The sequence below is a fragment of the Tatumella citrea genome (assembly GCF_002163585.1).
In the GTDB taxonomy this organism is placed as follows: domain Bacteria; phylum Pseudomonadota; class Gammaproteobacteria; order Enterobacterales; family Enterobacteriaceae; genus Tatumella; species Tatumella citrea.
Map to the genome: position 1 here is coordinate 2,238,628 of NZ_CP015579.1, position 18,787 is coordinate 2,257,414.

18 protein-coding genes are annotated in these 18,787 nt (G+C 49.5%); 7 read left to right on the forward strand and 11 right to left on the reverse strand.

Annotated features, from left to right (window positions below; genetic code table 11):
- Positions 1 to 105: 105 nt before the first annotated feature.
- The 4 genes from cspE to A7K98_RS10705 all read right to left on the reverse strand — a co-directional run bounded on the left by cspE (position 106) and on the right by A7K98_RS10705 (position 2,232).
- The gene (cspE, locus tag A7K98_RS10695; RefSeq protein ID WP_001062678.1) at positions 106 to 315 is read right to left on the reverse strand and encodes a transcription antiterminator/RNA stability regulator CspE; all 210 of its coding nucleotides are present in this window, start codon (positions 313 to 315) and stop codon (positions 106 to 108) included.
- Positions 316 to 328: 13 nt separating this feature from the next.
- The gene (locus A7K98_RS21725) at positions 329 to 472 is read right to left on the reverse strand and encodes a DUF2627 domain-containing protein (protein ID WP_157665920.1); all 144 of its coding nucleotides are present in this window, start codon (positions 470 to 472) and stop codon (positions 329 to 331) included.
- Between the two features lie 448 nt (positions 473 to 920).
- Complete coding sequence (locus tag A7K98_RS10700; protein WP_087488544.1) at positions 921 to 1,913, reverse strand: MBL fold metallo-hydrolase; 993 nt, start codon at positions 1,911 to 1,913, stop codon at positions 921 to 923.
- 22 nt (positions 1,914 to 1,935) lie between these two features.
- Positions 1,936 to 2,232, reverse strand: a complete 297-nt coding sequence (locus A7K98_RS10705; RefSeq protein ID WP_087488545.1) for a YebO family protein — start codon at positions 2,230 to 2,232, stop codon at positions 1,936 to 1,938.
- A gap of 209 nt (positions 2,233 to 2,441) precedes the next feature.
- Here A7K98_RS10705 and A7K98_RS10710 point away from each other — a divergent pair, with 209 nt between their 5' ends.
- Entirely contained in the window at positions 2,442 to 2,696 is a 255-nt protein-coding gene (locus tag A7K98_RS10710; protein ID WP_087488546.1) for a YobH family protein, read from the forward strand.
- A 33-nt stretch (positions 2,697 to 2,729) separates the two neighbouring features.
- On the opposite strand, the gene htpX is transcribed toward A7K98_RS10710, so the two are convergent.
- From htpX to A7K98_RS10730, 4 genes are all read right to left on the reverse strand, one after another.
- Positions 2,730 to 3,611, reverse strand: a complete 882-nt coding sequence (htpX, locus tag A7K98_RS10715) for a protease HtpX (RefSeq protein WP_087488547.1) — start codon at positions 3,609 to 3,611, stop codon at positions 2,730 to 2,732.
- Positions 3,612 to 3,852: 241 nt separating this feature from the next.
- Positions 3,853 to 5,892 carry a carboxy terminal-processing peptidase gene (prc, locus tag A7K98_RS10720; RefSeq protein ID WP_087488548.1) on the reverse strand — a complete coding sequence of 680 codons (2,040 nt, stop codon included), beginning with the start codon at positions 5,890 to 5,892 and terminating at the stop codon, positions 3,853 to 3,855.
- 19 nt (positions 5,893 to 5,911) lie between these two features.
- Positions 5,912 to 6,589, reverse strand: a complete 678-nt coding sequence (gene proQ / locus A7K98_RS10725; RefSeq protein WP_087488549.1) for an RNA chaperone ProQ — start codon at positions 6,587 to 6,589, stop codon at positions 5,912 to 5,914.
- A gap of 95 nt (positions 6,590 to 6,684) precedes the next feature.
- Positions 6,685 to 7,185, reverse strand: coding sequence for a GAF domain-containing protein (locus A7K98_RS10730; protein WP_087488550.1), 501 nt, complete (start codon positions 7,183 to 7,185; stop codon positions 6,685 to 6,687).
- 219 nt (positions 7,186 to 7,404) lie between these two features.
- Here A7K98_RS10730 and yebS point away from each other — a divergent pair, with 219 nt between their 5' ends.
- From yebS to rsmF, 3 genes are all read left to right on the forward strand, one after another.
- Positions 7,405 to 8,649: a membrane integrity lipid transport subunit YebS gene (yebS, locus tag A7K98_RS10735; RefSeq protein WP_087488551.1), complete on the forward strand. Its 1,245-nt coding sequence runs from the start codon at positions 7,405 to 7,407 to the stop codon at positions 8,647 to 8,649.
- Complete coding sequence (locus tag A7K98_RS10740) at positions 8,618 to 11,245, forward strand: PqiB family protein (protein ID WP_087488552.1); 2,628 nt, start codon at positions 8,618 to 8,620, stop codon at positions 11,243 to 11,245. Before yebS ends, A7K98_RS10740 begins: the two co-directional genes overlap by 32 nt.
- A 126-nt stretch (positions 11,246 to 11,371) precedes the next feature.
- Positions 11,372 to 12,754: a 16S rRNA (cytosine(1407)-C(5))-methyltransferase RsmF gene (rsmF, locus tag A7K98_RS10745; protein ID WP_407703112.1), complete on the forward strand. Its 1,383-nt coding sequence runs from the start codon at positions 11,372 to 11,374 to the stop codon at positions 12,752 to 12,754.
- 175 nt (positions 12,755 to 12,929) lie between these two features.
- On the opposite strand, the gene A7K98_RS10750 is transcribed toward rsmF, so the two are convergent.
- Positions 12,930 to 13,274, reverse strand: a complete 345-nt coding sequence (locus A7K98_RS10750; RefSeq protein ID WP_087490463.1) for a DUF2511 domain-containing protein — start codon at positions 13,272 to 13,274, stop codon at positions 12,930 to 12,932.
- 41 nt (positions 13,275 to 13,315) lie between these two features.
- Positions 13,316 to 14,188 (reverse strand): copper homeostasis membrane protein CopD, encoded by an 873-nt coding sequence (gene copD / locus A7K98_RS10755; RefSeq protein WP_087488554.1) that lies wholly within the window; start codon positions 14,186 to 14,188, stop codon positions 13,316 to 13,318.
- 233 nt (positions 14,189 to 14,421) lie between these two features.
- Between copD and A7K98_RS10760 the strand changes: the two genes are divergently transcribed.
- On the forward strand, positions 14,422 to 14,655 hold the full coding sequence (locus A7K98_RS10760; protein ID WP_087488555.1) for a DNA polymerase III subunit theta: 234 nt from the start codon (positions 14,422 to 14,424) through the stop codon (positions 14,653 to 14,655).
- Positions 14,655 to 15,329: an exodeoxyribonuclease X gene (gene exoX / locus A7K98_RS10765; protein ID WP_087488556.1), complete on the forward strand. Its 675-nt coding sequence runs from the start codon at positions 14,655 to 14,657 to the stop codon at positions 15,327 to 15,329. The genes A7K98_RS10760 and exoX overlap by 1 nt, the downstream gene beginning before the upstream one ends.
- Here exoX and A7K98_RS10770 read toward each other — a convergent pair.
- On the reverse strand, positions 15,320 to 17,392 hold the full coding sequence (locus A7K98_RS10770) for a S9 family peptidase (RefSeq protein WP_087490464.1): 2,073 nt from the start codon (positions 17,390 to 17,392) through the stop codon (positions 15,320 to 15,322). The genes exoX and A7K98_RS10770 overlap by 10 nt on opposite strands.
- A 203-nt stretch (positions 17,393 to 17,595) precedes the next feature.
- On the opposite strand from A7K98_RS10770, the gene purT reads away from it, so the two are divergent.
- A complete protein-coding gene (gene purT, locus A7K98_RS10775) occupies positions 17,596 to 18,777 on the forward strand; it encodes a formate-dependent phosphoribosylglycinamide formyltransferase (RefSeq protein WP_087488557.1) in 1,182 nt (393 codons plus the stop codon).
- Positions 18,778 to 18,787 lie beyond the last annotated feature (10 nt).

Sequence of the window (18,787 nt, forward strand, 5' to 3'; positions counted from 1 at the left end):
GTGTACCTGTTCGTTGCCGGAGGCTAAAGTAAAAAACCCCGCTCACTGAGCGGGGTTTTACAATTCATCATTTCAGGAAGTGATTCCGGAAAGCGATTCGTTTAATCAGATAGCAGTTACGTTAACCGCTGCTGGTCCTTTCTGACCGTCCTGAATTTCGAACTCTACGTTCTGGCCTTCAGCCAGAGTTTTGAAGCCGTTACCCTGGATTGCAGAGAAGTGTACGAATACATCTTTGCTGCCGTCAGCAGGAGTAATGAAACCAAAACCTTTAGACTCGTTGAACCACTTAACCTGACCTTTAATCTTTGCCATTTTGCAAATTCCTTTAAATGTTTATTTTGCCCGAAGGCAGTGTTACAGAAAAACGCGGGACATTACTGAATGAGGCACTAATATTTGGTTCGGCAAAGGAAGCAGTTCTAACGATAACGTCTTTACTCATATCTTCTTTACTGATAATGCCATACATAAACAGAATCGCACCTCGATTAATCTATGAATTGTTATTACATATCCCTTAATTAATGGCAAGCCATTTTTAATACCCGGACAGAACTTAACGCATATTTATTGATGTAAAACACAGTTTAAACATCACGCAGACCGTGCGGGCTGGGTTGTTAACAACATCACAGCGAAATGCATATGGTCATTTTTGCTAAGAAAATACCAAAAAATGCTATCACTCTGCCAAATATTGTACAGTAATATAAATACATTACCTGATATCAAACAGTACGGTGAATAAACATAAACCACGTTTCGCTTTATAGCAAATATAGTGACTGTTGTTATTATCAGCAGCGCCCTGAGAGAAATAATACCGTCACAAAACTGTCAATCATGTTATATCTTTTTATTATGACGCTGTGGTAAACCGGCCTGCTTAGCCTGATGGCATTCAGGCGAAGCGCAATTTAGGATAATGGTCTGCTCTCTCCGATTTTCCATGCAGAAAACCGCGCTGCTACAGGTTGTGGATATTGGCTCATGGCATCTGACAGCGCCAGGGGTGGAGTATCCAGCCCTTCATCACCAAGCTCAAAGACACCCCAGTGAATAGGTACCGTTTCAGGTTGCCCTGCAGCTTCAAACAGCACAACAGCCTCTGCAGGAGACATATGGTGATTTTTCATAAACCACTCAGGGGCATAAGCACCTACCGGTAATGCCGCATGGGTAAATGGCCCCAGTTGTTGTGGGATAGCCAACAGGCTACGGGTAAAGCCACTGTCGCCGGAGAACCAGAACCGGAAACGACTATTGCTGATAACCCAGCCACACCATAATGAGCGATTCTTGTCGAACAGACTTCGCCGGCTCCAGTGACGGGCAGGCACAGCGTGAATTTCTGCACCGGCGACCATGCCGCTTTGCCACCAGTCTAAACTCACAACATTACGAGCTCCCAGACTTTTAAACCAGCGCTCCAGCCCCAACGGAACAAAAAACTGCACTGCCGGAAAGGCTGCAATTATCTGACGAATAGTGGGTTTATCCAGATGATCATAGTGATTATGAGAGATCAATACTGCATCAAGATGCGGCAGTTCACTCACCGTCAGCGGTGTCGGAGTTTTCCTTTCAGGACCGGCAAATGGCAGCGGCGATGCTCTGCGTGAAAAAACCGGATCAATTAACAGGTAACGACCCGTGATTCTTAACATCAGTGAGGCATGTCCGAGCCACCACAGACGGTCATCTTCACCGTCAAGTGACAGCGTCGTCACCCACTGTCGGCTGAAGGCAGCATAGCCTTCGGCCGGTGGGTGCGGAACCCCCTGCTGCTTTCGCATTTTTCTCCATTTTTTCAGGTCGCCCTTCTCTCTGCTATCGGGTTCCGAATTCCGGAATCCGTGCGGATTATGATGAGATTTCGCGGGGTCATACCAGGGGTTACGCCATGCCATCAATCATAAACCTCGTGACAACTTATCTTTCCGGAACAAATTTAAGATAGCCATTCTCTTCTGGCTCAGCGACCACTGGTGCTTCTTCCGGGACCTCTTCTTCTACAGGTTCCGGCGGCAAATTCAGTTCCAGCAGACGTTTCAGCAATGCATTCTGTTTTTTCTGCTCACGCAATAATGCTTCGAGCAGATGTACACGGTCATTCGCACGAACACTCGCCCGGTTAATAAAGAACCATATAATCAGGGCAAAAATCACAGCTACTGCAATTAATGCAGGTAGCATAAACGGCCCCATTCCTAATGAAATATCATTCATATACTTGCCTCAACACCCTGAATCACTGAAATAACCCTTAAAATGTGATTCTACTCCGGGAAACAAAAATGATCATCTGCTGTCAGTTTAGCGGCAACAATTTGGCAAAAATAATTCAGTTATCTCTGATCCTCTTCTGTAGCGATTTATTGCATTCTGCATTAAACACACAAAACGTTGATTATCGTTAATTTCAGGAGCGAAAACAGATGATAGTACGTGTTGTAATCGTGTTAGCTTTCCTCTGGCTGGCAATGCTGTTGAGTGGCTACGGTGTGCTGACAGGTAGTCATAGAATTGCTGCCGGGCTGGGGTTAAGTTGTCAGTACCTTACTGCAAAAGGGTTGACGGTTTCGCACTATCTCAGAACAGATAGCGGTGTCATTGGTAAATCCAGTTGCCCGTGGCTGAATAAAAGTGATGGTTTGAATGAAGTGCAGGCCAATCCACTGGCTGTCAGATAATCCGCCAGCCGGGTGGCTGGCGGAACAAAAGGATTATTTCAGGTAATCACCACGACGTAACGCATCAATACGTTTATCTAATGGTGGGTGAGACATAAACAGTTCACTCAGTGATTTCCCTTTACCATTAATACAGAACGCCATCATGTTTCCTGGCTCCTGTGGCTCGTAGCTGGTTTTCAGACGCTGCAGAGCTGCGATCATTTTTTCACGGCCGACCAGCTTCGCTGACCCGGCATCGGCATGAAACTCCCGATGGCGTGAGAACCACATAGTGATAATGCTGGCCAGAATACCGAACACCAGTTCCAGAACCGTTGCCACTGCAAAATAGACCAGTGGATTGCCATTACTGTTCTCTTCTCCGTCACGATCGGAAGAGAGAAAGCCGGAGGCTATCTGAGCAATAATTCGCGAAATAAAGATCACAAAGGTATTTACGATCCCCTGGATCAGGGTCATGGTCACCATATCACCATTCGCAATATGACTTATTTCGTGAGCCAGTACAGCCTCAGCCTCATCACGGTTCATATTTTGCAATAAGCCGGTAGAGACTGCGACCAGTGAAGCATCACGACGAGCTCCGGTAGCAAAAGCATTGATATCCGGGGCATGGTAGATAGCCACCTGTGGCATGGCAATGCCAGCCTGACGCGCCTGTTGCGCGATCGTAGTCATCAGCCAGTTTTCGGTTTCGTTGCGCGGCTGTTCAATAACTTCACCGCCCACTGAACGCAGTGCCATCCATTTCGACATCAGCAACGAGACAAATGCGCCACCAAAACCAAACAGGCCAGCCATCACCATCAGCCCCTGAACACTCCCTGATCGAATGCCAGTCAGACTCAGGATCAGACCAAACACCAGCATCACTGCAAGGTTAGTCAGCAAGAAAAGAGCTATACGCATCATAGACGTCGGTTATCCTCATTATTAACGCAGGTTTTCTGTCACCTATCCTATGTGCATTACACCGGTTTTCAAGAGAGTAATCGCTCCAGATACCTGAAAAGACATAACTTTACACTATCAGAGACAGTTTTCCGCGCTCCTCAGGCAGTTCCTGACAAAACACAGAAGATCTTTGCTGTCTCTGGACGACAGGCAAAAAAAAACACCGGAAAACCGGTGTTTTTTCCAGACAAGAAACAGCTTATTTAGTGGCCGGTTTTGCCGGAGTCGCATCTTCCAACTGAGCAAGGTCATTGGCAATATCAACCGTCTCATCCAGGTACGGATCAGGTTCTTTATAATCTTTCGGCAACTGGTCAAGGCTGGTTAACGGCTTTTTACCTTCAGCCTGGTAACGCGCGTTAATCCGGTCAAGACGTTCTGTATCTTCTTCTTTGTTCTCTTTCTCACGCTCAGCGTAATTCAGGGAAACAATATCAATTTTATCTTTCATCGCATCAAAACGTTTAATGTCCTGAAGGATATACTGGAACTCACGATCTTTAGCGATTCGGGCGTTGTGTTCAGCCAACAGTTCCGGCAGATAAGGTTTAATATCACCGGTTTTCTGATAAGTCGCCGCAGGGATGCTGTCCCATGGCAGTGCATTATCTTCAAACTTCTCACCAGTTTTAACGGCTTCAACTCCGGTAGGCATCAGAAGATCAGGTGTGACCCCTTTCAACTGGGTACTGCCACCATTGATACGGTAAAACTTCTGAATGGTGTACTGAACCGAACCTAATGCCGGCCATTCAGGACGCAGCATCTGGTCATAAATGCGGTTAAGCGAACGGTACTGCTGAACAGTCCCTTTACCAAAGGTCGGTTCGCCGACAATCAGAGCCCGGCCATAATCCTGCATTGCAGCGGCGAAAATCTCAGAAGCTGAAGCACTGAAACGGTCGACCAGAACCACCAACGGTCCCTTATAATACACAATGCCGTCATTATCGCTGTCCTGACGGATTTTACCGGTATTGTCACGCACCTGAACTACAGGGCCGGAAGGAATAAACAATCCGGAGAGTGATACCGCTTCGGTCAGCGCACCACCGCCATTGGTTCTTAAATCAATAACGATGCTGTCAACATGCTGTTTTTCCAGCTTCTGAAGCTGGACTTTCACATCATCTGTCAGACCTACGTAGAAACCAGGAATATCCAGAACACCGACTTTCTCGTTGCCGACATTATGTACAGACATCTGTACAGCACGATCTTCAAGACGGATTTTCTCACGCGTCAGAGTAATAATGCGAGTTTTACTGCCCTTACCTGCTGGCAGAATTTCCAGCCGGACACGGCTACCTTTCGGGCCTTTAATTTTCTCAACCACATCATCAAGACGCCAGCCGATAATATCTTCCATCGGTTTACCTGGCTGTCCAACACCTACAATCCGGTCACCCACAGACAGGAGTTTACTGCGGGCAGCCGGGCCGCCGGCAACCATAGAATTGATGACGACGTAATCATCATCTGACTGCAACACAGCACCAATCCCTTCCAGAGACAGACTCATCTCTGTATTAAACTGTTCAGTATTACGTGGTGACAGATAATTAGTGTGTGGATCTATCTGATGAGCAAAGGAGTTCATTGCCAGCTGGAATACATCTTCGCTATTAGTCTGAGCCAGGCGGCGAATAGCAAAGTTGTAACGTTTGGTCAGCGTATCTCTGATTTCGGCATCGGTTTTACCGGCCAGTTTCAGACTTAACTCGTCATATTTGACTTTTGCATCCCACAGGCTGTTCAGCTCTGCGGTAGATGTTGGCCACGGCGCTTTTGAACGGTCAAGGTTGATGGTTTCGTTTGACGAAAAATCCATCGGACGTTTCAGAACTTCCAGCGCGTACTGGTAGCGTTCGAAGCGGCGTCTTTGAGAGAGGTTGAACAGGTCATAAAAAACATCCAGTTTTCCGGTTTTCAGTTCGTCGCCAACCGTTGCTGCCTTACCTGAATACTGAGCAATATCCGATGCCAGTAATACATTATGGTTGTAGTCCAGCATATTCAGGTAACGGTCAAAAATCTTCTTCGAAAAATCGCTGTTCAGATCAATCTGCCGGTAATGTGATTGTGTAAAACGAGTCGTAACCCGCTCACTGACCGTCACATGTTGCGGTTCTTCATGCAGAACAGGAATTTGATCTTCACGGGTAATCGTATCTGCCGCGAAAACCTGACCTGCAATCAGCAGGCCAGCGATAATATTCAACTTAAAAAAGGTGTTCATGCCCTGGTCACTCTCCGTTTCAGAACTGCAAGTGTTCTGCGCGTACAATCATTGCCATGCCGGATGAAAGCTGAACCCGCACACCCTCTTTTGATACTTCCAGGACGGTTGCATCCATTGCATTTTGTCCGGCTTTAACTTTAATCGCCTGACCTGCCTGCAGTACGGAAGTATCTGTCACCGGTTTACGGGATTCGACAGCCTGAGGTGCCCGTGGAGCTGCGGTTTTTTTGGCATTTTCACGGGGTTTGCGTGGAGCTTCATCTGAAGCGGCTTTACGAGGCGCGGGTTTACGCGGTTTGCGTACTTCGGCAGTCTCTTCTCCGGCCTCTGCTTTACGGGCACGCTGTTGGGCTCTGTGCGCCTGTACTCTGGCTTTGGCTTCTTCCAGTTGCTTACGTGCATGTTCCACATGCTGCTCATCCAGCACACCACACGCATTACCATCAAGATCTACCCTTGTGGCACCGGCTTTAATGCCGTGCAGGTAACGCCAACTGGAGGTATACAGGCGAAGTGCGGAACGCAACTGGGTTTTACTGATAGCAGAATCCCCCGGCACACGCTCAACGATATCCTGAAAAATACCAATTTTCAGTGGTTTAGCTTCACCTTCAATGCAAAAACATTGCGGGAATTGCTGTGCCAGAAAGGCGATAACTTCTTTACTGCTATTCAACTTAGGTTGATTTTCCATGAAATTTCCTGATTACAACGGTTTTGCCGACCAAAGAAGGCATGAACAGGCGTCATTATAATGACAACGTTGCTAAATGCTATGCATCCTGTCAATTAGCTGCCGTTCTGTTGCAAAAATCTTTCAATTTCTGTGGCAGACAAGGCGGCAGACAACGTTTCCGTCAGGGTACGCAAGCCTTTTTCATCTTCGGCATCAAAACGGCCATAGGCAGTACTGTCAATATCCAGCACCCCGATAGTTTGTCCGTTTACCGCCACCGGTAACACAATTTCAGAGTTACTTGCAGCGTCACAGGCAATGTGTCCGGCAAAAGCATGGACATCGGCCACCCGTTGTACGGCATTTTCCGCGACGGCTGTTCCGCAAACACCTCGCCCGACAGGAATACGAACACAGGCGATCTTGCCCTGGAACGGCCCCAGCACCAGCGTTTCCGGTTCGCTGAGCAAATAGAAACCAGCCCAGTTAACCTCTGATAACCGTTCGAACAACAACGCACTGCAGTTGCCCATCAGTGCAAGGAATGAGGTTTCGCCAGAAATCAATGCGCCGAAATCACGGTTAAGCTCATCATAAAATGCTTGTTTGCTCATACACCAACCATATACATTAACAAAATATTATCGCCCTCTGTGCCATCCGATAGCACGAAAACATACACAGACATAATGAATCAATAACAGAGTTACTATACTCTTAGCAATCTGTTGTCCGGGAAATCTCTTCATTATCGTCGGCAGAAATATAGCAGACATGCGCTGAGATAATTCAGGATTTTATGCCGCCACACCGGGTAACCATCAAATTTTTTTATGAAAATACTCAAAATCAGGCATCCATTATTACACAGTGACACTCACCGGTGTCCTCAATGCGATATCATTTTTTGCCTGTCAGAGGTGAATTCGCACGAAACAGCGTATTGCCCCCGTTGTATGGCTAAAATCCGCAGTGGCCGCGAATGGTCTCTCCTGCGACTGGTTGTCATTGCCGCTATGATGTTGTGCCTGATGCCTTTGGCTTACAGCCTGCCTTTAATTCGTATTTCTCTGCTGGGCATGACTATCAATGCCAGTCTCACCGAAGGTATTTACCAGATTGTCGCTCAGGGCGATGTTCTGACGGCTTCTATGGTGATGTTCGGCGCAATTGGTGCCCCTCTCACTCTTGTTTTGTCGATGATTTATCTGGTGGTTGGGCACTGGCTGGGGATGAATCTGCGACCGGTATTACTGATGCTGGACAAGCTTAAAGAGTGGGTAATGCTGGATATTTATCTGGTTGGCATTGCTGTCGCCGCGATCAAAGTTCAGGATTATGCCTCTCTGGAAGCAGGCTACGGGCTGGTTGCATTTATCTCGCTGACACTGCTCAGCCTGATTATGCTGATTAACCTGAACCCGGAATCTTTATGGCAACATTTTTACCCTCAGCCTCCGAGCGCACTGGCCAAAGATAAGATAATCGTCTGCCTGAACTGCCATTTCAGTGGCGGCGCAGACAGCAAAGGACGCTGTCCGCGCTGCCATACACAGCTATCCCGACGTATGCCGTACAGCCTGCAGAAGACCTGGGCGGCACTGATATCTTCCATAGTATTGCTCTTCCCGGCGAACCTGTTGCCCATCTCAGTAATTTATCTGAATGGTGCCCGTCAGCAGGACACTATTTTTTCAGGTATTTTATCGCTGGGTTCAGGTAATATCCCCGTCGCGATGGTGGTATTTATCGCCAGTATTCTGGTACCGTTCAGCAAAGTCCTTATCATGCTGTCGTTACTGCTGAGCATTCATTTTAAATGTGTTCAGGGCCTGAAAACCAGGATTCGCCTGCTACGAGCCATAAAATGGATTGGCCGCTGGTCTATGCTAGATTTGTTTGTCATTTCGCTGACGATGTCGCTGGTTAACCGTGACCAATTGTTAGCTTTCACCATGGGACCGGCAGCATTTTACTTCGGTTCTGCCGTAATCCTGACGATACTTGCCGCCGAATGGCTGGACAGTCGTTTAATCTGGGATGCATATGCAACAGGAAACGCCGAATATGCCGATTAGTTCTGCGGTAACAAAAAAGCGCAAAATCTCCCCGTTCTGGCTGCTGCCACTGGTCGCTTTACTGATCACTGGCTGGTTGCTGTGGCAGAACTACCAGGAACGCGGAACCACTATCACCATCAATTTTCAGACTGCAGATGGTATTGTGCCGGGGCGTACACCTATCCGCTATCAGGGCGTGCAGGTGGGGACTGTTGAAGGTATTGTGCTCAGCGACGATTACCGGACTATTCGTATTAAGGCCAGCATCAAAAGCGATATGAAAGAGGCGCTGCGCGAGAAAACTCAGTTCTGGCTGGTGACCCCACAAGCATCACTGGCCGGAGTCTCCGGTCTGGACGCTTTGGTGGGAGGTAACTATATCTCGATGATGCCAGGCAGTGGTAAGCCTCAGGAGAATTTTACCGCGCTGGACTCGCAACCCAAATTTAATACCAACGTTTCCGGTTTAATGTTGCATCTTAATGCCTCAGATCTGGGCTCTCTCTCCACCGGCTCCCTGGTCTATTACCGTAAAATCCCCGTAGGTAAGGTCTATAATTACAGCGTTAACGGCGACAACCGGGGCGTGGTTATCGATGTACTGATTGAGCGCCGCTACGGTAATCTGGTGAAAAAAGACAGCCGCTTCTGGAACGTTTCCGGGATAGATGCCAGCATCGGTCTGAATGGCGTTAACGTGCGGATGGATAGCCTGCCTGCATTGATAAATGGTGCCATTGCTTTTGATTCACCAACCACCAGTCCGGCAGCCACCGCGGACGAGACTTATAACCTTTATCCTAATCTGGCAGAAAGTCACCGTGGTGTGAAAATTTCCCTCGATCTCCCTGACGGCAATAATCTGACGGCAGGGTCGACACCGCTGATGTATCAGGGACTGCAGGTAGGTACCCTGACTAAACTGAACCTGGCCGATCCACAGCATGTCAGTGGTGAACTGACTATAGACCCGTCAGTAACTGACCTGATGCGCAGCCAGACCCGGATTGAATTACGTTCGCCAAAACTCAGTCTGGCGGACACCTCGGTGAGCAGTTTGCTGACCGGTGATACTTTAGTGCTGGTACCGGGAGCCGGTGATCCACAGTCTCACTTTACCGTATACCCATCGACTCAAACCCTGATGCGTACTCCGGGGACACTGAATGTGCAACTGACTGCTGATGACAGCTACGGCATTACTCCGGGCCAGCCATTGATTCTTAACGGCGTGCCGATTGGTACAGTTTCAGAGCGCCAGCTGACGGATAGCGGAGTACATTTTATTGTTTCTGTTTCCGGTGCCTATCGCCAGTTTGTTCACGCTGACAGTAAATTTGTCGCCGATAGCCAGATTCGGGTGAATGTCAGTCTGGACGGTATTCAGATGGTCGGTGCCAGTCCCGGGGAGTGGTTACAGGGCGGCATCCGTTTGTTGCCTGGCAATAAAGGGCAACCTGGTACCAGCTATCCTTTATATGCTGATGCTAATAAAGCGGCCGAAGGTGTGACCGGTGACAAACCATCCACGACGCTGACGCTGACAGCTGCCAGCCTGCCGGATATCCAGGCCGGTTCAGTGGTTCTGTATCGCCGTTTCCAGGTGGGTGAAATTGTTGCAGTGACGCCACTCAGAGATAACTTCCTGGTGGCAGTGCATATTAACCCTGCATACCGGAATCTGATCACCAAAGACAGCGTGTTCTGGGCCGAAGGGGGTGCACGGGTACAGTTAAATACCAGTGGTATTACTGTACAGGCTACCCCGTTGAACCGTGCCCTCAAAGGGGCAATTAGTTTTGATAATCTGGACGGAGTCAATCATCAGTCCGGACAGACCCGTATCCTCTATCCGACCGAAACAGCGGCCCGGGCAATTGGCAGCCAGATTACGTTGCGTACTTATGACGGCAGTAAACTGTCAACCGGCATGCCTATCCGCTATCTGGGGATCACCATCGGTCAGATTGAGTCATTATCACTGAATGCAGCCAACAACCAGGTACTGGCTAAAGCTGTGCTGTACCCAGAATATGTTAATGACTTTGCCCGTTCCGGCAGTCGTTTCTCGGTAATTTCACCTGAAATTTCTCCGACCGGGGTTAATCATCTGGAATCGATTTTACAACCTTATGTGAATGTTGATCCTGGCAAAGGTTCCGTCACACGCAGTTTTGAACTGCAACAGGCTACCATCACCGATTCCCGCTATCTGAACGGCAGAACATTCTATGTTGATGCGCCGGAAGCCGGTTCGCTGACCATTGGTACACCGGTGCTGTTCCGTGGTGTTGAGGTCGGTACTGTGACCGGAACATCATTGGGCGCACTGGCCGATCGTGTTCAGGTGGCTCTGCGTATCAGCCAGCGTTATCAGTATCTGGTCAGAAATAATTCAGTATTCTGGCTGGCCTCCGGCTATACCCTGAATTTCGGTCTGGTCGGCGGCGTAGTCAAAACCGGAACATTCCAACAGTTTATTCGTGGCGGGATAGAATTTGCCACCCCGCCAACAGTTCCGCTGGCTCCGGAGGCAACCCCGGAGAAACACTTCCTGTTGCTTAACGAAGCACCGAAAAACTGGCAGCAATGGGGCACCGCCATTTCCCACTGACATGGCGAACAAGGATAACGGGCAGCAAAGCTGCCCGTTATCATGTTAGAATGGTGGATTATTTTCTGACGGTAGCCTGCTGTGTCCGACTCATCTCTGTTTTTCCCCGAAGAATTTCTTTTGCAGATGCAACAACTGCTGGCTGATGAACAGCAGTTTTCTCAGTTTAAAGCACTCTGCCATCAGCCTTTACGCCGCAGCATTCGTGTAAATACGTTGAAAATCTCTGTTGCCGATTTCCTGAAGCAGGTTTCAGTCTATGACTGGCAACTCACCCCGGTACCCTGGTGTGAAGAAGGATTTTGGCTAAGCCGCGCCGATGAATCTCTGCCCCTGGGGAGCGTTGCCGAGCATTTAAGCGGGCTGTTTTATATTCAGGAAGCCAGTTCTATGCTGCCGGTCACTGCCTTGTTTGCTCACAGTGAAACACCAGATTATGTGATGGATATGGCTGCAGCTCCGGGGTCGAAAACTACACAAATCGCTGCCCGGATGAATAACCAGGGGATGATCCTGGCAAACGAATATTCTGCCAGCAGAGTGAAAGTGTTGCATGCCAATATCAGCCGTTGTGGAGTCACTCATAGCGCGCTAACCCACTTCGATGCCGCAGTCTTCGGTCCGGCACTGCCTGAACAGTTCGATGCCATCCTGCTTGATGCACCCTGTTCCGGTGAAGGTGTGATTCGCAAAGATCCTCAGGCGCTTAAGAACTGGAGTGTGGAGAGCTGCAGACAGATAGCAGCGACACAACAACAATTGCTGGAGAGTGCCTTTCATGCGCTGAAATCCGGAGGCACGCTGGTCTACTCGACCTGTACGCTGAATACCCTGGAGAATCAGCAGGTCATTAATTCTTTACTGACCCGTTATCCGGATGCAGTCGAAGCCGTTGCTCTGAATGAATTGTTCGAAGGAGCAGAGCGTGTGGCTACAGAGGAAGGTTATCTTCATGTTTTCCCTCACCGTTTCGACAGTGAAGGTTTCTTTGTCGCCTGCTTACGCAAAACTGCCAGCGTCGCCCCACTCCCGGCCCCGACTTATAAAGTGGGTAAATTTCCATTCAACCCGCTGAACAGAAAACAGGCTACAGAAGTCCGCACGCATGCGGCAGCTTCCGGATTACGCTGGGATGACAGCCTGGAGCTGTGGGCCCGGGATAAGGAGATCTGGTTATTTCCACAGGCAGCCGTACCTTTGTTTGGACGGGTCCGTTTCTCAAGAATCGGCCTAAAACTGGCCGAAACTTTCGCCAAAGGCTACCGTTGGCAACATGAGGCAGTGGTTGCGCTGGCAGATTTAAACAATGCCGCCACTGTTGAACTGGCTGATAACGAGGCTCAAGAGTGGTACCGCGGCAGAGACATTTATCCGGAACACCCTCTGCCGGCAGATGAAATGCTGGTGCTACACCGTGGACAACCACTGGGGCTGGCGAAAAAAGTCGGTAACCGGATAAAAAACAGTTATCCACGCGAACTTGTGAGAGACGGACGATTATTTCGCTAATCCGGTGACAAAAAAAGACCGGGCACAAATCCTGTGACCGGTCCAGGGAAATGGCTCAGAGAGCCGTGCGCTAAAAATTGGCATCACGAGGTAGTTGACCTCACAATGTAATCATAGTTGAGATTTGCCTTATTTCCAGCGCAGCCATTTCACCGCGTATATTCAGTGCTTAAGATCATTTTCCACACAGCGATTGTGCTTTAGTAATGAATGGCTTAAGGCTCATTTTCTGTCCCGGATGATTTTTGTCATCAGCCACCAGCTGAGTAATGTCCGCCCCCTGTGACAAGCCCTGTTTCACCCTGTTCAGCGCTTTATCATTTAGCGGATAGTTCATCAGAGTTGAAGGGTTAATTGCAAACAACGCACCATCCTGTTCACAGGTCAGCATAATCTCATCGCGGTCACGCAACGGCCAGATGCTCTTGCCAGTTTCCAGCCGGTTAATCGTGATGACCTGTGTCGCCAGAGCCTGACTGCTGACAATTAGCAATAACAGCATGGGAAGTAATTTTTTCATTCGATATAAACCTTCAATACACAGTGATGACGGGATAAACATTACACCGGTGATAGTGTGGCAAACAAACTCACCACCGCAATCACTACCAGTGAAATTAGTAATTCCAGCTGAGTCAGCCGGATAAACCAGCGGTGACTCTGATAAGGTGGCCGGTTAAAACGAGGCACCAGCCAGTAACGATTAAACAGCGCAATAGCCACCATCACCAGCACAAGCGTGACTTTAATTAATAACCATTGCAGCCAGGCAGACCAGTGCAGTGGAAAACCGGCAATCAGTAGCGTATTCAGCATTCCGCTAATAATTGTCATAGCCACAGCCCAGTGACCAAAGCGAGAAAACTTCATCATCGTCCGGATAGCATTCCTGTTGTCAGGTTCATCAGCCGCCTGTTTCATCAGTCGTAACAGTGGCAACAAACCTCCGCACCAGAAGGCGGCGGCGGTCAGATGAATCGCCTGGCTCAGTTGGCCAGCTATTCCCCGTCCCCCGTCATGCATAGCGGCGTGACCAGTGGTAGCCATAAACATCAGTCCAACCACACAACCCGTCAGCAACAGTAATCCGACCCGCCGGCCACTGAAACAATGCAATAATACAGAAAACAGCGCCAGCAACATTACCGGCAACCAGGCCTGACCGAAACGGGTGCCGGATACGGCATACCACACCGAAGCCTGCCATATCGCGTCAGTTTCACCACTCATCAGTATTGTCTGTACCGCAAACATAGCCACGGCAGAGATAAATGCAATCACGGCCGCCCACAATGAGCAAACTTTAATCCGGGACCAAAGTCGTCCGGCATACTCACCCGGAGCAAGAATGGCCCGGTAACTGGCGCATCCCGTCAGTAATATCAGGCTGGTGAAGTGAACAAATCTCAGCAAAATATAGCTGGCAGCGATCACGCGTGACTCCGCACAGAGGAAAATATGAATATATTACGAAGGGTAAATACAGTCTCTCTGCCCGGCATGCTGATACGCAACACGCTGATCTCCTGATGCTATTAGTGAGCTTTCGTATAATGCAGCCAAGGATACGCCGCTAATATGCTGCTGTCGAGTTTGGCGGTTTTGGGCAGGGGTTGATTGCAGACCGATAAAGATTTACTTTGTGGCTAAATAATCAGGAGTTGCCGATGAGTTTTAATTTAGCCCTGCTTTCTGCAGAAGAGAAAGACCAAATCAATACTGATCTGGCTGCGTCCGGCGTCGCTTTTAAAGAGCGGTATAATATGCCGGTGGTGGCTGAGATTGTAGAAAAAGAACAACCCGCCGCAATGCAGGAGTGGTTCCGTCAGCGACTGAGTGTTTTCCGCCAAACCTCCCTGACATTGTCACGTTTGCCTTATGAACCGAAACAGAAAAACTGATGCTACGGGTGATTGATACCGAAACCTGCGATCTGCAGGGAGGGATTGTCGAAATTGCCTCGGTAGATGTGGTCAACGGTCAGATAGTTAACCCAATGAGTGATTTGGTGTGCCCTGACCGACCGATCAGCCATCAGGCAATGGCAATTCACCGGATAACCCCACAGATGGTGGCAGACAAACCACCACTGGAGCAGGTCATTACCCGCTATCAGGGCAGTGACTGCTATGTCGCGCATAATGCCAGTTTTGACCGCCGGGTGTTGCCTGAAATGGGTGGGCAGTGGTTGTGTACTCTAAAAATGGCCCGAAAACTGTGGCCAGGCATGAAGTATGGTAATCAGGCTTTACGTCACAGCCTGAACCTGGAAGTGACTCCGCCGCCCGATTTGCATGCTCACCGGGCCTTATATGATTGTTATATCACTGCCGCGTTGCTGCTGAGAATTATTGATGATTCCGGCTGGAACCCGTCGCAAATGCTGGAAATTTGCCAGCCGGCTCCTGTCGCAGGCGAAGAGGATGTTTTTCCGTTTGGTAAATATCGTGGACAGCCTGTCGCACTGATAGCCCGTAAAAATCCCAGCTACCTGCGCTGGATGCTGGACAATCTGACGGACCTGCGCCCTGCTTTCCGCCAGACGTTGCAGCGCTATCTTAAGGGTCAGCCCTGATGTTCTGCCGGCGGAAGCTTACCTTCCGCCAGGGCAATCAGAAATGAGCTTTCCATCGCAGTGTCTTCGTAAGCCTTGAAGCGCCCCGATTTCCCGCCATGTCCGGCATCTAAGTCTGTCCAGAGTAACAGCAGGTTATCACCGGTTTTTGTATCGCGTAATTTAGCCACCCATTTGGCAGGTTCCCAGTATTGCACCTGAGAGTCATGCAGCCCCGTGGTCACCAGCATATGCGGATAGTCCTGAGCAACCACATTATCGTAAGGACTGTAGGCACGGATAATGGCGTAGCTGTCGGCTTGCTGCGGATTTCCCCATTCATCGTATTCTCCGGTAGTCAGCGGAATACTCTCATCGAGCATGGTTGTCACCACATCGACGAAAGGCACCTGGGCCACCACTCCGTGATAGAGCTCAGGAGCCTGATTGACCACCGCCCCCATCAACAACCCACCGGCACTTCCGCCCATGGCATAACAACGCTGCGGCTGGCCGTAACCCCGCTCCAGTAGCTGACGGGTAGACTGAATGAAATCGCTGAAACTATGCTGCTTATTTGCCAACCGGCCTGCATCATACCAGGCCTGTCCCAACTCTCCTCCGCCACGAATATGAATCAATGCATAAACAAATCCGCGGTCAAGCAGGCTAAGACGGCTGCTACTGAAATCCGCATCCATACTGCTGCCATAAGCGCCGTATCCGTAAACCAGCAATGGATTTTCTCCGTGCCGGAACAGGTCTTTACGGTAAACAAGTGATACCGGAACCTGACAGCCATCATCCATTGTCAACCAGAGGTACTCACTGTGATACTTATCGGCTGAAAAACCTTTCACCGTGCTCTGTTTCAGCGTCTTTCGCTCACCACTGTCAAGATCGAGCTGATAGGTGGTTGCCGGGGTAGTCATTGAAGAATATCCGTAACGCAGCTGCGAAGTTTCCGGTGACGGATTGTAACCGAGCCAGGTCACATAGGTCGGATCATCAAAACTGATCAGCCGCTGCTCATCACGGAAACGGTGATATTGCGACAGACAACTTAAGCCGTTCTCCCGTTCCTCTGTCACCAGCCAGTCACGAAACACCTGAAAATCTTCCAGCACTCTGTGTTCTCTGACGGGTATCAGTGTTTTCCACTGTGCTTCATCACGTTGTGACTGTTCGGCGCTGTACAGGGCAAAGTTAATACCTGCCGCGTTTGAACGGATATAGAATTGCTGCTGGTAATGATCCAGCCCGTATTCATGCCCTTCACGGCGAGGCAGAAAGCACTCAGGCGCGGAATGAGGAAGGCTGGCATCCACCAGCCAGATTTCGCTGGTTGTGGTACTGTCGATGATAATTTCAATGAAGTCTTCTGAAGTTGTTTTCCCGAGACTGACGTAAAAGCTGTCATCATCTTCCTGATATACCAGCTGGTCCTGGTCCACGGAGGTACCCGCTTCATGGCGCCATACCTGCCAGGGCAGCAGGGTTTCAGGATCCTGACGGACGTAAAATAAAGTACGACCATCATTGGCCCACATTAGTGAAGGAGAAACGCCCTCCAGTACTTCCGGAAACCAGCGTTTCTCACGCAAATCATACAGACGGATTTCATACTGACGCCGTGAAAGGAAATCTTCCGCCACCGCCATCAGAGAATTATCCGTGGTGATATCCAGCGCCCCAAGACTATAGAACGGATGTCCTTCCGCTCTTTTATTGCAATCAATCAGACACTGCCAGCGTGGTTCACCCTGGGTAGTTTCCCGGGCGCGATACCATAACGGGTATTCGCCCCCTGCTTCAAAACGCTGCTGATACAAAAAGCCATTCTTCAGATAAGGCACCGAGTGATCTTTCGGGGGAATACGAGCAACCATTTCCTGGTAAAGCGCCTCTTCCAGTGCTTTCAGCGGGGCCAGTTGCTGCTGACAATAGTCATTTTCCTGTCGCAGATAATCCAGTACTTCCGGACGGGTTCTTTCATCATCCCGTAACCAGTAGTAGTCATCGGTCCTGATATCACCGTGCATCACCATCGTATGAGGATGTTTTGCCGCTTTTGGAATTGTCATAGCATCTGTCCTGAAAAATTGGTCGCAGTCCGCCGGAAAAACACCGGTCATAGCAGGCTTTAAGTGACACTGTCACCGTAGTGCTCACCTGTCTCAGAATAGGACTTTACCATTATAAAAAAGAAATCGCCTGCTAATGCCTGCGCAATCGTTTTCCTTTATACTGTGCGGCAGTTTTTGAACAGAATTAACGGGTGGAAATAATGGTAACTCTCGGAACTGCACTGCGTCCGTCAGCAACACGTGTCATGTTATTGGGCTCAGGTGAACTGGGGAAAGAAGTCGCACTGGAATGCCAGCGGCTTGGCGTGGAAGTCATCGCGGTTGACCGCTATGCAGATGCGCCGGCAATGCATGTGGCACATCGTAGCTATGTCATCAATATGCTGGATGGCGAAGCTCTGGCGGCAATTATTGCTAAAGAAAAACCTGATTATGTAGTTCCGGAAATTGAAGCTATTGCCACAGATAAGTTACTGGAACTCGAACAACAGGGTGTGCATGTTGTTCCTACTGCCCGTGCAGCTAAGCTGACGATGAACCGGGAAGGTATCCGTCGTCTGGCTGCCGAAGAACTGGCCCTACCGACTTCCGGCTATCGCTTCGCTGACAGTCAGCAGGCGTTTGTCGATGCCGCCAATGAAATCGGCTTTCCGTGCATTGTAAAACCGGTGATGAGCTCTTCAGGTAAAGGACAGAGTTTTATCCGTGATGCATCCGGTCTGGAGAAAGCCTGGCAGTACGCCCAGCAAGGCGGCCGTGCCGGTGCCGGGCGGGTTATCGTCGAGGCCGTAGTTAAGTTTGATTTCGAAATTACGTTGCTTACCGTACATGCGGTCGACGGCATTCATTTCTGCGCCCCTATCGGCCACCGCCAGGAAGACGGTGATTACCGTGAATCATGGCAACCTCAGGCCATGAGTGACTTAGCATTACAACGAGCGCAACAAATTGCAGAGTCAGTGGTTAAGGCACTCGGCGGTTATGGTCTGTTTGGGGTTGAGTTGTTTGTCTGTGGTGATGAGGTCATCTTTAGCGAAGTCTCTCCTCGCCCGCATGATACCGGAATGGTAACGCTGATTTCTCAGGACCTGTCAGAGTTTGCACTGCACGTTCGTGCTTTCCTTGGCTTACCGGTCGGAGGCGTTCGTCAGTATGGCCCGTCAGCATCCGCGGTAATACTGCCTGAGTTAACCAGCCAGGACGTTCGTTTTTCATCGGTAGAACAGGCACTAGGGGCCGGCTTACAATTACGTTTGTTCGGCAAACCTGAAATTGAAGGTCGTCGTCGGCTTGGTGTTGCTTTAGCCACGGGCGAAACCACTGATGAAGCGGTAAGCCGCGCGATTACTGCTGCCAAAGCAGTCAGCGTAACCGGGAAGTAACCTGCCCTTT